Below are 13,157 nucleotides of genomic sequence, written 5' to 3'. Positions count from 1 at the left end.
GGCGCCGGGCAGGACTACGGTCGGAGTATGGACACGTCCTGGTGGCCGGCGGTCGCCGCGGTGGTGGTCGTGATCCTGCTGGTGCTTCTCCCCCGGCGGGTACGGCGGGCCGCGGATCCGCCGCACGGACCCGGACCGCTGCCGCGGCCGGAGGCCGGTGAGCTGTGGTCCCTGGAGGACGGGCGGCCCGTCCTGGTGCTGGGCGTACGGGGCCACCGGGCGCGGATCGCGCGGATCACCGGGAAGTACGACGACCGGCGCGCCGGGGTGATCCCGCTGCCGCCGGGGGTGGTGGGGGCGCGGGGCGGGTTCCTGGAGGCGGACCGGGTCGTGGAGGTGTCGGTATGGGAGTTCGCGCGGGCGCGGCCGCTGGGGACGGTGGATCCGGCGGTGTGGGACGAGGTGAAGGGACTCGGGGGCCTCGGGTAGTGCGGCTGAAGCGGGTCTACGATCCCCCCGAGCCGGAGCTGGACGGGGTCCGGGTGCTCGTGGACCGGCTGTGGCCGCGGGGGCTGTCGAAGGAAGCGGCGGGGGTCGACGAGTGGGCGAAGGCCGTTGCCCCGTCGGGGGACCTGCGGAAGTGGTTCCACGGGGGTGGGTCGGTGGCGGAGTTCCGGGATCGGTACGCGGTGGAGCTGCGCGGGGAGGAAGCGGTGGCGGAGCTGGCGCGGCTGCGGTGCGTGGCTGCGGCCGGGCCGGTCACGCTGCTGACTGCCGTCAAGGATCCGGGGGCGAGTCACGCGGGGGTGCTGGCCGCGCTGTTGGCCTGACCCGTCCGGGCTGCTCGCCGGGGGCGCGGCTGCGGGCGTGCCCCGGCCCGCCTGCGGGTGCCCGTCGGGGTGCCGCTTCGCGGGGCTGTCCCCTACCCACCCTTCCACCGTTCCCCGGGCGATGCCCGGACCCCGCTCCTCAAACGCCGGAGGGGCTGAAATGGCGCTCCGCGCCATCCAGCCCGCCCCGCGCGCATCCAGCCCCGCCTCGGCGAAATCCAGCCCCTCCTGCGTTTGAGGAGCGGGGGTACGGGGGCCGGCCCCCGGAACGGGTCCGGGCAGCGCCCGGGGAACGGGCGAAGGGTGGGTAGGGGACCCCCGCCCCGCAGGGCCGACACACCCCCACCCACCCACCCACCCACCGGCCCCAGGCGGCCGTGGCGGGCACCCCGACCAGCCCCCGCCGGACGGAGTCCGGCGCAGCGCCGCGAAGCCCGCGCAGCGGTGCGAGCGACGCGTCAAAAAAGGTTCGGCTACGCCCAGAGCTGGCCCTGGAGGACTTCGATGGCTTCTTCCGTGGTGGCCGCCGTGTAGACGCCCGTCGAGAGGTACTTCCAGCCGCCGTCGGCGACGACGAAGACGATGTCGGCCGACTCGCCCGCCGCGACCGCCTTGCGGCCGACGCCGATCGCCGCGTGCAGGGCCGCGCCCGTGGAGACGCCGGCGAAGATGCCCTCCTGCTGGAGGAGCTCCCGGGTGCGGGTGACCGCGTCCGCCGAGCCCACCGAGAAGCGGGTCGTCAGGACCGAGGCGTCGTACAGCTCGGGGACGAAGCCCTCGTCGAGGTTGCGCAGCCCGTAGACGAGGTCGTCGTAGCGCGGTTCCGCGGCGACGATCTTGACGCCCGGGACGTGTTCGCGCAGGTAGCGGCCCACGCCCATGAGGGTTCCGGTGGTGCCGAGGCCGGCCACGAAGTGGGTGATCGAGGGGAGGTCCGCGAGGATCTCCGGGCCGGTCGTGGCGTAGTGGGCGCCCGCGTTGTCGGGGTTGCCGTACTGGTAGAGCATCACCCAGGAGGGGTTCTGCTCGGCCAGTTCCTTCGCGACGCGGACGGCCGTGTTCGAGCCGCCCGCCGCCGGCGACGGGATGATCTCGGCTCCCCACATGGCCAGCAGGTCGCGCCGCTCCTGAGAGGTGTTCTCGGGCATGACGCACACGATCTTGTAGCCCTTGAGCTTCGCGGCCATGGCGAGGGAGATGCCCGTGTTGCCGGAGGTGGGCTCCAGGATCGTGCAGCCGGGGTACAGCCGGCCGTCCTTCTCGGCCTGCTCGACCATGTGGAGCGCGGGGCGGTCCTTGATCGAGCCGGTCGGGTTGCGGTCCTCCAGCTTCGCCCAGATGCGGACGTCGTCCGAGGGCGAGAGCCGGGGCAGGCGTACCAGCGGCGTGTTGCCGACCGCGGCCAGGGGGGAGTCGTAGCGCATTACTTCGATCCGCCGGCTACGGCCGGGAGGATGGTGACGTTGTCGCCGTCCTTGAGCGCGGTGGAGATGCCGTCGAGGAAGCGGACGTCCTCGTCGTTGAGGTAGACGTTGACGAAGCGGCGCAGCTCGCCGCCCTTGGCCTCGTCGATGATGCGCTCCTGGATGCCCTTGTGGCGGGTCTCCAGGTCGGAGAACAGCTCGGAGAGCGTCGCACCCGCGCCCGTGACGGCCTTCTCGCCGTTGGTGTAGGTGCGGAGGATGGTGGGGATGCGGACCTCGATGGCCATGGCAGGCTCCAGTCAGGATGGTGAAGGGAAGCGGGCGAAGCGAAGCGGAGCAGGCGTGAGCCGCCGCGGCCCGCGAGGGGGCCGTCGGGGCTCAGGCGGCAGTACAGATGGCGCTGGCGAGGCGGCACAGGTCGACGTGCAGCCGCGCCACAAGCAGCAGCCTGCTGGGCGTCTCGATGCTCACGTCGTGGGAAACCATGCGGTCATGTTAACGATTCCCGGTCCCTGGTTTGGAGTGTGATCCCGCATTGTGGACGGATATCGCTCACATACTGAGAAGTAGCCCTGTGCCGGTGCCTCAGTAGGCGGCTACGACCTGCACTTCTTCCTCCGTGATCACGCCTTCGACGATCCGGTACGACCGGAACTGGAACTCCCCGAGGCCGTCCTTGTCGGCGGTGGAGACCAGCACGTAGTGCGCGCCGGGCTCGTTCGCGTACGTGACGTCCGTGCGCGAGGGGTAGGCCTCGGTCGCGGTGTGCGAGTGGTAGACGATGACGGGCTCTTCGTCCCGGTCGTCCAGATCGCGGTAGAGCTTCAGCAGGTCCTTCGAGTCGAACTCGTAGAACGTGGGCGAACGGGCCGCGTTCAGCATCGGTACGAACCGCTCCGGGCGGTCCGTGCCCGCCGGGCCGGCGACCACGCCGCAGGCCTCGTCGGGGTGGTCCTGACGGGCGTGCGCGACGATCTGGTCGTGGAGGGCCTGGGTGATGGTCAGCATGAGCGACAGGATAAGCAGACGGGCCCTGCCGTACCGAGGGCTGGTACGGGAGGGCCCGGATGGTGGACACGAGCCCCTGCGTGCAAGGGCTCGCGCCGGAAAGTCGCGTGGTTCCCGGCCGTGACAGGCGGCCGGGACCCACGGTTCGGACAGGCCCCTACGAGGCCTTGGTGAAGGCGGCGCCGCGCGGGTCGCGGGACTTCATCACCAGGTAGCAGACGCCCAGCAGCAGGCCCCACAGGGGCGCGCAGTAGAGGGAGACCCGGGCGTCCTTGTCGACGCCCATCATCACGATGACCATGCCGATGAAGGCCAGGGCGAAGTAGCTCGTGAACGGGGCGCCGGGGGCGCGGAACGGGGACTTGGGGAGGTCGCCGCGGTCGGAGGCGGCCCGGTAGCGGATCTGGCAGACCAGGATCATGATCCAGGCCCACATGCCGGAGATGGTGGCGAAGGAGACGACGTAGTCGAAGGCCTTGCCGGGGGCGACGTAGTTGATCCAGACGCCGACCAGCATCAGGGCCGCCGAGAAGCTGGTGCCGATCAGCGGGGTGCCGCTCTTGGTGAGCTTCGTGAAGAACTTCGGGCCCTGGCCGTTGAGGGCGAGGTCGCGCAGCATGCGGCCGGTGGAGTACATGCCCGAGTTGCAGGAGGACAGGGCCGCGGTCAGGACGACGAAGTTGACGATCGCGGCGCCGACGCCGAGGCCCATCTTCTCGAAGGCGGCGACGAAGGGGCTGACGCCGGGCTGGAACTCGTGCCACGGGACGACCGACAGGATCATGATCAGCGCGCCGACGTAGAAGACGGCGATGCGCCACGGCACGGTGTTGATGGCCTTGGGCAGGGTCTTCTCGGGGTCCTTGGACTCGCCGGCGGTGACGCCGACCAGTTCGACGGCGAGGAAGGCGAACATCACGATCTGCAGGGTCATCAGCGTGCCGCCGAGGCCCTTGGGGAAGAAGCCGCCGTCGTTCCACAGGTTGGAGACGGTGGCGGTGTCCGCGGCGTCGGAGAAGCCGATGGTGAGGATGCCGGCGCAGATCAGGATCATGCCGACGATGGCGGTGACCTTGACCATGGAGAACCAGAACTCCAGCTCGCCGAAGAGCTTCACGGAGATCAGGTTGGCGCCGTAGAGGATGACGGTGAAGATCAGCGCGTACGCCCATTGCGGGAAGCTGTCGTGGGTCCAGTACGACATGTACTGCGCCGCGGCGGTGACTTCGGTGATTCCGGTGACCACCCAGAAGAGCCAGTAGGTCCAGCCGGTCACGTATCCCCAGAAGGGGCCGAGGAACTCCCGGGCGTAGTCCGAGAAGGAGCCGGACACCGGGCGGTACATGAGCAGTTCGCCCAGGGCCCGCATGATGAAGAAGATGACCAGGCCCGCGATGGCGTAGGCCAGGATCAGGCTGGGGCCGGCCTTGGAGATGGCCTTGCCGGCTCCCAGGAAGAGGCCGGTGCCGATGGCGCCGCCGATCGCGATCATCTGGATCTGGCGGGCTCCGAGTGCGCGGTGGTAGCCGTCGCCCCCGGTCGTGTCGTGCTGCTGCTCGTCGACCTGTACGGAGGTCATGTCTCTTGGTGCGCCTTTCTCCACGCCGACCCGCGCCATGACTGGCAGCGGATCGGGTCCTCGATCCCCCCGGATACGGATGGAGTTGCACCCGGCGGTCAGCCGGTTCAAGCAGGCCGGGGGACATGGGTGGCGCCCCGTCGGCGGCCGCGCAAGATTTATCACGGCCTTACGGGTACAGGAGGGCGGAAAATGTGACGCAGGGCATAAAAAAATCAGGACAGAGGTCCTGAAATGGATCAGATCACCACATCGTGGTGATCTGATCGTTATCCGGATTTGAGCGTCCGCTGAGCGAACGGGCGACCCGCTTGAGGATCTTCAGAGGGTTCCTCGGAGCGATTCCGCGGAGCGGTTCGCGGAGCACCCTCAGAGGCTGTCGGTGAGCGTCTCGACGAGGGTCTCCTGGAGACCGCCGAGCCAGAGGTACGCCATCACCATCGGCTTGCGCGGATCGTCGTCCGGCAGCCGGAACAGCACGGCGCTCTCGTCGTCCTCCGTGATGTCGAGGCGGGCCGCGATGGTGAGCCGCAGGTCGTTCAGGGCGCCGAGCCAGCGCAGCCGCAGTTCCCCGTCGACCTCCAGGACGGCCGCCCCGTCGCCGGCCGGGCTCAGCCCGTCCAGGCTCCGCACGACGGCCAGCGCGTCCTCCCGCTTGCGGGAGCGCAGGTCGTTCTCGGTGAAGCGGCGGAACTCGGCCGAGTGGGCCCGCAGCTCCTCCGTGTCGGCGTCGGGGCCGGTCTCCGGGCCGCCGTATGCGTCGGGGAAGAGCCGGGCCAGGGCCGGGTCGGAGGGGGGCTCGGTCGGTCCGTCGGAGGCGGCGAAGAGCGCGGCCAGCGGGTCGGCGTCCGGTTCGGGCTCCGGCTCGCCGGGGCCGATGAGCTCCAGCAGCTGCACGGCCAGGGAGCGCAGGATCGAGATCTCGATCTCGTCCAGCGCGATGGCGGCCCCGCCGGCCTTCAGGGGCTCGAAAACGCCGCCCATCAGTTGCGGTCCTGGGACATGGTCGCCCAGAGGCCGTAGCCGTGCATGGCCTGCACGTCCCGTTCCATCTCCTCGCGGCTGCCGCTGGAGACGACCGCCCGACCCTTGTGGTGGACGTCCATCATCAGCTTGTTCGCCTTGTCCTTGGAGTAGCCGAAGTAGGCCTGGAACACGTACGTCACGTAGCTCATGAGGTTGACCGGGTCGTTGTGCACCAGGGTCACCCACGGGACGTCGGGTTCGGGGACCGCGAAGGTCTCTTCGGCCGATTCGGTGCGTTCGATCTCAATGGGAGCAACACTCACTTGTCCCATGCTGCCACTGACAGGGGCCCGTCGCACAAACGGGCCCCTACATCTCGTCACTTTGACGAGATGTGCGCTAGCATCCGTCGCATGAACCCTGCGGACCTGGGCCTGCCGGTGGACGTGCCGTCGACAGCGCTCTTCACGGACCATTACGAGCTCACGATGTTGCAGGCCGCGCTGGCCAACGGCACGGCCGACCGGCGCTCGGTCTTCGAGGTGTTCACCCGCCGGCTCCCCGAGGGGCGCCGCTACGGAGTGATCGCGGGGACCGGCCGGGTGCTCGACGCGGTGGAGAACTTCCGCTTCGACGGCGCCGTACTGGAGTTCCTGCGCGAGCGCAGCGTCATCGACGCCCGCACCCTCGACTGGCTCGCCTCCTACCGCTTCTCCGGCGACATCTGGGGCTACCCGGAGGGCGAGGTCTACTTCCCCGGCTCGCCGGTCCTGCGCGTCGAGGGCAGCTTCGCCGAGTGCGTGCTGCTGGAGACCGTGATCCTGTCGATCCTCAACCACGACTCCGCGATCGCCGCGGCCGCCTCCCGGATGGCCTCGGCCGCCGGCGGCCGGCCGCTGATCGAGATGGGCGCCCGGCGCACGCACGAACTGGCGGCCGTCGCCTCGGCGCGCGCCGCGTACGTCGGCGGCTTCACCTCCACCTCGGACCTGGCGGCCGGCTTCCGGTACGGGATCCCGACGGTCGGCACCAGCGCGCACGCCTTCACCCTGCTGCACGACAGCGAGCGGGACGCCTTCACCGCCCAGGTCGCCTCCCTGGGCAGCTCCACCACGCTGCTGGTGGACACCTACGACGTGGCGGAAGCGGTACGGACGGCCGTGGAGGTCGCCGGTACGGACCTGGGCGCCGTCCGCATCGACTCCGGGGACCTGCTGCTGGTCGCGCACCGGGTGCGGCAGCAGCTCGACGAGCTGGGGGCGACCGCGACGAAGATCGTGGTGACCTCGGACCTCGACGAGTACGCGATCGCCTCGCTGGCGGCCGCGCCGGTGGACGCGTACGGGGTCGGCACCCAGCTGGTGACGGGCAGCGGACACCCGACGTGCTCGATGGTCTACAAGCTGGTGGCGCGGGCGGCCTCGGCCGATCCCAAGGCGCCGCTGGTGTCGGTGGCGAAGAAGTCCTCCGGCGGCAAGACCTCCGTCGGGGGGCGCAAGTGGGCCGCCCGCCGGGTCGACTCCGAGGGGGTCGCCGAGGCGGAGGTCCTCGGGACCGGGCCGGTGCCGGCCGCGCTGGCCGACACCCAGCTGCTGGTCCAGCTGGTCAAGGCGGGTGAGGTGGTGGCCCGCGAGTCCCTCGAGGCGGCCCGCGACCGCCACCGCGAGGTCCTGGCGGGCCTGCCGCTCTCTGCGACGCAGCTGTCGCGGGGCGAGGCCGTGATCCCGACCGAGTACGTGTAGCGCCGGTAGCGGGGCGGGGCCGCAAGCCCGGCGCAGCCGGGGCCCCTGGGGCTCCGCCCCAGACCCCGCGCCTCAAACGCCGGCGGGGCTGGATTCGGCTGCGGCCGCCGTCAAAGCCGAGTCCCGCCGGCGCGGGCGCGGAGCGCCGGTGGGGGGTCTGGGGCGGAGCCCCAGTTTCGGGAAGGGGCGGGGTGGGGGAAAGGCCCCGCAGGGCCCCCACCGTCCCGCCAGGACCACTCCGCCGCACAGGAACACCCAACCGAAGGGCACCGGACATGCACCGCGCACTGATCGTCGTCGACGTACAGAACGACTTCTGCGAGGGCGGCAGCCTCGCGGTCACCGGCGGAGCCGACATCGCCGCCGCCATCACCGAGCTCATCGGCCAGGCCACCGCCGGCTACCGGCACGTCGTCGCCACCCGCGACCACCACGTCGACCCCGGGTCCCACTTCGCGCACCCCCCGGCCCAGCCGGACTACGAGACCTCCTGGCCGGTGCACTGCGTCGCCGGGACCGAGGGCGTGGGCTTCCACCCGAACTTCGCGCCCGCCGTCGCCTCGGGGGCCGTGGCCGCCGTGTTCGACAAGGGTGCGTACGAAGCGGCGTACAGCGGCTTCGAGGGTGCGGACGAGAACGGCCGCGGGCTCACGCAGTGGCTGCGCGACCGGCAGGTCACCGAGGTCGACGTGGTCGGCATCGCCACCGACCACTGTGTGAAGGCCACCGCCCTGGACGCGGCCCGCGCGGGGTTCCGTACGCACGTGCTGCTCGACCTGACGGCCGGAGTGGCCCCGCACACCACGGCCCGCGCGCTGGCCGAGCTCCGGGAAGCCGGTGTGGAGCTGAGCGGGACCCCGGTGGTGGCCGGCTGACACCGGGCACCGGCGGGGGCACCGGCAGGCCGCCCGCGGGGCGGCAGGGGCCCCTCCCGGCCCCGCCCGCCTACCCCAGCAGGGCCCTGATCGGGTGCCACAGCTCCGTCGCCCGGTCGGGCGCGCAGCGCCACAGCAGGCCGTCGGGGTGGTGCAGGACGGCCGTGATCTCGTCCGGAGTGGGCGGCTGGGCGTTGCCGCGCAGGTAGACGGCGCGCAATCCGAGGTTCCGCAGCCTGGTCAGGGCGCGGGCCCGGTTCACCGCGTGCACCAGCACGCGGACGTTTCCACCGTCGGTTCCGGCGTCGGTTCCGGCGTCGGTGCCGCCGTCGATGGCGCCCTTGACGGCACCTTCCACGGACGGTCTGGGCAGCGTGAGCGCGACGACCACGCTGCCGCCTGGCAAGCGGACGAATCCTCCACCGGGCATGTCTTCATCTCCCCCGTCAATAAGAAACTCAGCCCACGCATCTAAACGCGATCGGCCGCCGCCCGCTAGGGGGCGACGGCCGATCATGTTTTGACCTGCGGTTTTACCGAATTACTTAACGGAGGGGCCGACCTCGACCGTCATGACGAGACCGTCGTAGGTCTCCTTCACGATCTTGATCTTGGTGTTGGTGTCAGTGACCTTCACCGAGCCGGTCGGGTTCTCGTCGTAGTAGTACTTGCCCTTGTGGTCGTCGAAGACCAGCTGCGCGGCCTTCGGCTTCAGGAACAGCTCCTCACCGTTCTTGTGAAGGGTGACGGCCTCCGTCTTGTACGCGCTGAAGGCGGCGTCGTACGGCTGGATCTTGTTCCGCAGCAGGGTGCCGTCCGACCACTTCATCGGCTTGGCGTTGGCGTCGATCGGAAGGATCAGACCGGAGCCGGGGTGCTGGCTGGTGTTGTTGTCCTTCTGGGAGGTGTCCCACTGCCAGATCAGGAGACCGTCCTGGTAGGCGTAGTGCTCGACCCAGTTCGGCTTGGTGTTGGCGAAGCCGAAGTTGTACGGACCGACCTTGAGGGTCTTGTCGAACGAGACGTAGCGGCGGTTCTCGGCCAGGTAGTACTGGGCGTACTCCTTGGTGAAGCCGGCGCCGACGCGGGAGAAGCCCTTGCCGGTCCAGCCGTTGTCGCCGTTCTCGGCACCGTCGGTGAACAGCGTGGCGCCGTCCGCCGTGATGCTGAGCGCGTCGCCCGTGAAGCCCTTGCCGCCCGCGCCGCCGTCCGTCTGGTAGCGGAAGCGGAGGTCGACCTTCTTGCCCGCGTAGGCGTTCAGCGAGTAGTTCAGGTTCTTCCAGCTGCCCGAGACGCCGGTGAGCGAGGGGCTGTTGGAAGCGTCGACCGGGATGTCCACGCCGTCGGCGGTGCCGGCGAGCGAGGTCCAGGTGGCGCCACCGTCGGTGGAGACCTCGGTGTACAGGAAGTCGTACTCCGCCTCGATGTCCCACCAGCCCTTGAGCGACAGGGCCGCGGAGGACTTGCCGGTCAGGTCGACCGAGCGGGTGAGGGTGTTCTTGAGGTCGTCACCCATGTTGCTCCACCACTGCGAGGAACCCTCGGCGGGAGCGACGATCTCGGTGGTGACCTTCTTCTTCGGCAGCTCGACGACGAGCGCCTGCTTGTCCTTGGTGTTGTACGCCGAGACCCCCAGCTTGTGGGTGGACTTCGTCGCGGCCTTGGCCACGTCGTAGTTCAGCCAGCCCAGCTGGAACTTGTCCCAGGCGGTCATGTCGCCCGGGAGGTCGCCTATGGAGTCCTTGCCGGTGCCGAGCCAGGAGCCGGCCGACATCAGGGACCAGAAGCCGACCGAGTTCTCGCCGCCACCGGAGGTGTCGTAGAGGTCGGGCAGGCCCAGGTCGTGGCCGTACTCGTGCGCGAAGACGCCGAGGCCGCCGTTCTCGGGCTGCATCGTGTAGTCGCCGACCCAGATGCCGGTGTTGCCGATCTGGGTGCCGCCGGCCTTGTTGTTCGCGGGGCCGTTCTTGCCGGCCTCGGTCCCGTAGGCGTACCAGCGGTGCGCCCACAGGGCGTTGGTGCCCTGCACGCCGCCACCGGCCGACTCGTCCTCGCCCGCGTGGACGATCTGGAAGTGGTCGATGTAGCCGTCGGACTCGTTGAAGTTGCCGTCGCCGTCGAAGTCGTAGCGGTCCCAGAGGTCGTACTGGGCCATCTGCGCCTTGATCTGGGCGTCGGTCTTGCCGGCCTTCTTCTGGGCCTCGGCCCAGGCGGTTACGCCGTCCTTGACCGTGTCCCAGACGTTGGAGCAGTTGGACTGGCCGCAGTAGTTCGAGCCGTAACGGGCCTCGTTGTACGGGACCTTGACCCAGTCGGCCACCTCGCCCTCGACCGAGTAACGGCCGGAGGAGGTCTTCTCGTAGTAGGTCTTCAGCGAGTTCTTGCCGGTGCCGGTACCGAAGTACAGGTCCTGGAAGTACGCGCGGTTGAAGTCCTTGCGCCAGGCCGTGCTGTTGTTCGTCGCACGGTCGGGCTGGGCGATCTGGTTGTGCAGCGGGCCCGGGTTGCCGCCGTACTTGGGCGCGGCCGGCTTGGGACCGGGGCCGTCCGGGTCGAACATGGTGGTGTTGTCCACCTGGTCGCCGAAGTCGACGAGGATCGTGAAGATCTTGTCGGTCTTCTCGCGTCCGAGCTCGACGTACTTCTTGTCGTCGAGCTTGACGACCTTGGAGGCGCCCCGCTGCTCGACGTTCTTCTTGCCGCTCAGCACCTGCTCCAGGGCAGCCTTCTTGGCCTGCTCCTGCTGCTTGCTGAACGGGCCTTCCAGGTCGTGGTCGACCTTCTCCTTGGAAGGAGCGGTCGGGTCCTGGCGTTCCGCGGCAGACACCTTCGCACCCGGGTCTGCCTGGGCCCACGTGAAGGCGGCGCCGGTGGCCGCCGTCGCTGCCAGGGTCACGCCGATTGCGGCGGCGCGCAGCGCTCGTCTTCTGGCCGAGTTGCTGGTCACTTGATGTCGTTCCCCTCCCGCGGCCGCGAAGGTGGTGCGGAACTTCTCCGTAGGAGTGGGGGGTTCCGTGCGGCGCGCGTCTCAAGTGACGACATTTGACCGGAGAGTCGCAAGAAAAGACAGACCTTGACTTGTTCCTTACAACTGCACTATGCGGTCACCGAGTTCCGCTATTCGGACGTTCCGCGGGCATAGGGGACGAACGGCACTTCTGGCCCGGCACCGGACACGCGCCGGACACCCATCGGTCCGGCGCAGGACCGGCACCGGACCGGCACCGGACACGCGCAGGACCGTCATCGAAGCGCACCCGCCCCGTCCGCCCCTCCCGGCCCCCGGGACCCCGGGGGTGCTCCCCGTGCGCCCCCCGTGCTCCGCTGCTTCCCGTCACATGGGTGAGGTCGCGCTTACCGACAGTTCCGCTCGGGCATCCACCGTCGTAGAGTCACTCGGCGCCAGATCCGGTCGAGCCGACTCCCCCTCCCGCTTCGAGGACGGATATCGCCATGCCGCGTCCGACTGCCGCACAGCTCGCCTACGGGTCCGCCACCGTCATCGTGTCGACGATCGCCATGCTGCTGCTCTCGCAGACGAGTACGGGACTCGGCGTCGCGGTCATCTCCGCCGCCGCACTCGCGCTCGGGGTCCTCGTCGCCCTCACCGTGCCGCTCCCGCGCCGGCGCGGACGGCACGCGGCGACCCGCACGAAGACCGCCTCGCCCGTGCCCGACACCCTGCCGCAGGACGTGGCGGCGGGCGCCCCCGCACCGACGCCGGTCGAGCATCCCGTGCACCACTGACCGGACGCCGGCGACCGGCCGCCGCCGGCCCCGCGCACAGTGCGGCGCGGGCGGCCTCCCCCGTGGGGAGACCGCCCGCGCGCTCTGACTGCGTACGTCCAGGTGCCCTCTAGGTGGCTTGGACCACCACGGTCTTGGCCACCTTGTCGTGCAGACCCTGCTTGTAGGGCTTGTCGACGAGCATCGAGATGACGAGCGCGATCGGCCACAGGCAGAAGCAGCAGATCAGCGTCGGCAGCCAGAGCACGGCGGCGCGGGAGAGCGCGGCGTTGGACTGCGGGACGCTGCCGTCGTTGAGCATGGCGACGCGCAGGCCCATCCACTTCTTGCCGAGGGTCTGGCCGTTCTTCTTGACGAACCACCAGTCGTAGCCCACGTAGGCGACGATCGAGATCAGCGTCATGACCAGACCGCTGCCGCTGTAGGACTTGGTGATGACCTCGGTGACGTCCTCGCCGTTGTTCGTCTCGACGGTGTACCGATTGCGGTCGCCGACGGCCAGCTGGATGAGGAACAGCGGGACGGCGATGATCAGCAGGTCGATGACGCGGGCCACGAGCCGCTTGCCGAAGTCGGCGAGCGGCGGCATCCCGGCGAGCGGGTCGGGCATGCCGTAGCCGCCCCCACCACCGCCGTACGGGTCGCCACCGCCCGGACCTCCGTTGTACGGGGGCGGCGGGGGCGGGTAGCCGCCTCCGCCGGGCGGGGGCGGCGGGGGATAGCCCCCTCCGCCTCCGGGCGGGGGCGGCGGGAAGCCTCCGCCGGCGCCTGCGGGCGGTGAGCCGTACGGCGAACCACCCGACGGCGGCGGCGTCGGTTCCTGGGGCTTCTTGAGGAACGGGTCGTCCTCGGGCGGCTGGCCCGGCGGCGGCTGGTCGGTGCTCATGGCCCGAGTCGAACCCGCCCCGGAGCGGCCCGCAACGGGGGCGCGTCCATTCGGGGGACGGCGGGCCTAGGGCCTGTCGTCAAACTCCCGTCGTCGCCCGAAGGGCGGCCTTGCGGCGTCTGGTGCGTGCTCTCGGCGTGCCGGGCGGAAGCCCGCGTAC

15 protein-coding genes are annotated in these 13,157 nt (G+C 70.1%); 5 read left to right on the top strand and 10 right to left on the bottom strand.

Annotation, left to right across the window (positions count from 1 at the left end; all coding sequences use genetic code 11):
• The first annotated feature begins 27 nt into the window (after positions 1-27).
• Both ACFWBW_RS15060 and ACFWBW_RS15055 read left to right on the top strand, forming a co-directional pair.
• Positions 28-429 (top strand): hypothetical protein, encoded by a 402-nt coding sequence (locus tag ACFWBW_RS15060; RefSeq protein ID WP_385372373.1) that lies wholly within the window; start codon positions 28-30, stop codon positions 427-429.
• Entirely contained in the window at positions 429-770 is a 342-nt protein-coding gene (locus tag ACFWBW_RS15055; RefSeq protein WP_385372370.1) for a DUF488 domain-containing protein, read from the top strand. Before ACFWBW_RS15060 ends, ACFWBW_RS15055 begins: the two co-directional genes overlap by 1 nt.
• Before the next feature lie 473 nt (positions 771-1,243).
• On the opposite strand, the gene ACFWBW_RS15050 is transcribed toward ACFWBW_RS15055, so the two are convergent.
• From ACFWBW_RS15050 to clpS, 7 genes are all read right to left on the bottom strand, one after another.
• Positions 1,244-2,194, bottom strand: coding sequence for a cysteine synthase (locus ACFWBW_RS15050; RefSeq protein WP_327306517.1), 951 nt, complete (start codon positions 2,192-2,194; stop codon positions 1,244-1,246).
• Positions 2,194-2,481, bottom strand: a complete 288-nt coding sequence (locus ACFWBW_RS15045) for a MoaD/ThiS family protein (protein WP_254383264.1) — start codon at positions 2,479-2,481, stop codon at positions 2,194-2,196. Before ACFWBW_RS15045 ends, ACFWBW_RS15050 begins: the two co-directional genes overlap by 1 nt.
• Before the next feature lie 91 nt (positions 2,482-2,572).
• Positions 2,573-2,680 carry a putative leader peptide gene (locus tag ACFWBW_RS15040; protein ID WP_385372366.1) on the bottom strand — a complete coding sequence of 36 codons (108 nt, stop codon included), beginning with the start codon at positions 2,678-2,680 and terminating at the stop codon, positions 2,573-2,575.
• A gap of 99 nt (positions 2,681-2,779) precedes the next feature.
• Positions 2,780-3,202 (bottom strand): Mov34/MPN/PAD-1 family protein, encoded by a 423-nt coding sequence (locus ACFWBW_RS15035; RefSeq protein WP_385372363.1) that lies wholly within the window; start codon positions 3,200-3,202, stop codon positions 2,780-2,782.
• A 157-nt stretch (positions 3,203-3,359) separates the two neighbouring features.
• The gene (locus ACFWBW_RS15030; RefSeq protein ID WP_385372360.1) at positions 3,360-4,781 is read right to left on the bottom strand and encodes an amino acid permease; all 1,422 of its coding nucleotides are present in this window, start codon (positions 4,779-4,781) and stop codon (positions 3,360-3,362) included.
• 369 nt (positions 4,782-5,150) lie between these two features.
• Complete coding sequence (locus ACFWBW_RS15025; protein WP_385372357.1) at positions 5,151-5,765, bottom strand: DUF2017 domain-containing protein; 615 nt, start codon at positions 5,763-5,765, stop codon at positions 5,151-5,153.
• Positions 5,765-6,079, bottom strand: coding sequence for an ATP-dependent Clp protease adapter ClpS (gene clpS, locus ACFWBW_RS15020; protein WP_243337276.1), 315 nt, complete (start codon positions 6,077-6,079; stop codon positions 5,765-5,767). The genes ACFWBW_RS15025 and clpS overlap by 1 nt, the downstream gene beginning before the upstream one ends.
• Before the next feature lie 81 nt (positions 6,080-6,160).
• Here clpS and ACFWBW_RS15015 point away from each other — a divergent pair, with 81 nt between their 5' ends.
• Together ACFWBW_RS15015 and ACFWBW_RS15010 are read left to right on the top strand one after the other, a co-directional pair.
• Positions 6,161-7,489: a nicotinate phosphoribosyltransferase gene (locus ACFWBW_RS15015; RefSeq protein WP_385372354.1), complete on the top strand. Its 1,329-nt coding sequence runs from the start codon at positions 6,161-6,163 to the stop codon at positions 7,487-7,489.
• A 275-nt stretch (positions 7,490-7,764) separates the two neighbouring features.
• On the top strand, positions 7,765-8,364 hold the full coding sequence (locus tag ACFWBW_RS15010; RefSeq protein ID WP_385372352.1) for an isochorismatase family protein: 600 nt from the start codon (positions 7,765-7,767) through the stop codon (positions 8,362-8,364).
• A 70-nt stretch (positions 8,365-8,434) separates the two neighbouring features.
• Here ACFWBW_RS15010 and ACFWBW_RS15005 read toward each other — a convergent pair whose 3' ends face one another.
• Together ACFWBW_RS15005 and ACFWBW_RS15000 are read right to left on the bottom strand one after the other, a co-directional pair.
• Complete coding sequence (locus ACFWBW_RS15005; protein WP_385372349.1) at positions 8,435-8,794, bottom strand: hypothetical protein; 360 nt, start codon at positions 8,792-8,794, stop codon at positions 8,435-8,437.
• A gap of 111 nt (positions 8,795-8,905) precedes the next feature.
• Entirely contained in the window at positions 8,906-11,311 is a 2,406-nt protein-coding gene (locus ACFWBW_RS15000; protein ID WP_385372345.1) for an immune inhibitor A domain-containing protein, read from the bottom strand.
• 506 nt (positions 11,312-11,817) lie between these two features.
• Here ACFWBW_RS15000 and ACFWBW_RS14995 point away from each other — a divergent pair.
• Entirely contained in the window at positions 11,818-12,111 is a 294-nt protein-coding gene (locus ACFWBW_RS14995) for a hypothetical protein (protein ID WP_385372342.1), read from the top strand.
• A 109-nt stretch (positions 12,112-12,220) separates the two neighbouring features.
• On the opposite strand, the gene ACFWBW_RS14990 is transcribed toward ACFWBW_RS14995, so the two are convergent.
• Positions 12,221-12,997, bottom strand: coding sequence for an RDD family protein (locus ACFWBW_RS14990; protein WP_385372339.1), 777 nt, complete (start codon positions 12,995-12,997; stop codon positions 12,221-12,223).
• Positions 12,998-13,157: the final 160 nt, after the last annotated feature.

The organism is Streptomyces sp. NPDC059957 (genome assembly GCF_042730015.1).
Classification (GTDB): domain Bacteria; phylum Actinomycetota; class Actinomycetes; order Streptomycetales; family Streptomycetaceae; genus Streptomyces.
The sequence above is the reverse complement of the archived record's forward strand: the minus strand, read 5'-3'. Positions and strand labels throughout refer to the sequence as shown.

Bases quoted from the DNA above. Each gene is read 5' to 3' on its own strand.
- ACFWBW_RS15040 (WP_385372366.1), bottom strand. From the start codon at position 2,680: ATGGTTTCCCACGACGTGAGCATCGAGACGCCCAGCAGGCTGCTGCTT.
- ACFWBW_RS15030 (WP_385372360.1), bottom strand. From the start codon at position 4,781: ATGACCTCCGTACAGGTCGACGAGCAGCAGCACGACACGACCGGGGGC.
- ACFWBW_RS15035 (WP_385372363.1), bottom strand. From the start codon at position 3,202: ATGCTGACCATCACCCAGGCCCTCCACGACCAGATCGTCGCGCACGCC.
- ACFWBW_RS15050 (WP_327306517.1), bottom strand. From the start codon at position 2,194: ATGCGCTACGACTCCCCCCTGGCCGCGGTCGGCAACACGCCGCTGGTA.
- ACFWBW_RS15015 (WP_385372354.1), top strand. From the start codon at position 6,161: ATGAACCCTGCGGACCTGGGCCTGCCGGTGGACGTGCCGTCGACAGCG.
- ACFWBW_RS15045 (WP_254383264.1), bottom strand. From the start codon at position 2,481: ATGGCCATCGAGGTCCGCATCCCCACCATCCTCCGCACCTACACCAAC.
- clpS (WP_243337276.1), bottom strand. From the start codon at position 6,079: ATGGGACAAGTGAGTGTTGCTCCCATTGAGATCGAACGCACCGAATCG.
- ACFWBW_RS15025 (WP_385372357.1), bottom strand. From the start codon at position 5,765: ATGGGCGGCGTTTTCGAGCCCCTGAAGGCCGGCGGGGCCGCCATCGCG.
- ACFWBW_RS15005 (WP_385372349.1), bottom strand. From the start codon at position 8,794: ATGCCCGGTGGAGGATTCGTCCGCTTGCCAGGCGGCAGCGTGGTCGTC.
- ACFWBW_RS14995 (WP_385372342.1), top strand. From the start codon at position 11,818: ATGCCGCGTCCGACTGCCGCACAGCTCGCCTACGGGTCCGCCACCGTC.
- ACFWBW_RS15060 (WP_385372373.1), top strand. From the start codon at position 28: ATGGACACGTCCTGGTGGCCGGCGGTCGCCGCGGTGGTGGTCGTGATC.
- ACFWBW_RS15010 (WP_385372352.1), top strand. From the start codon at position 7,765: ATGCACCGCGCACTGATCGTCGTCGACGTACAGAACGACTTCTGCGAG.
- ACFWBW_RS14990 (WP_385372339.1), bottom strand. From the start codon at position 12,997: ATGAGCACCGACCAGCCGCCGCCGGGCCAGCCGCCCGAGGACGACCCG.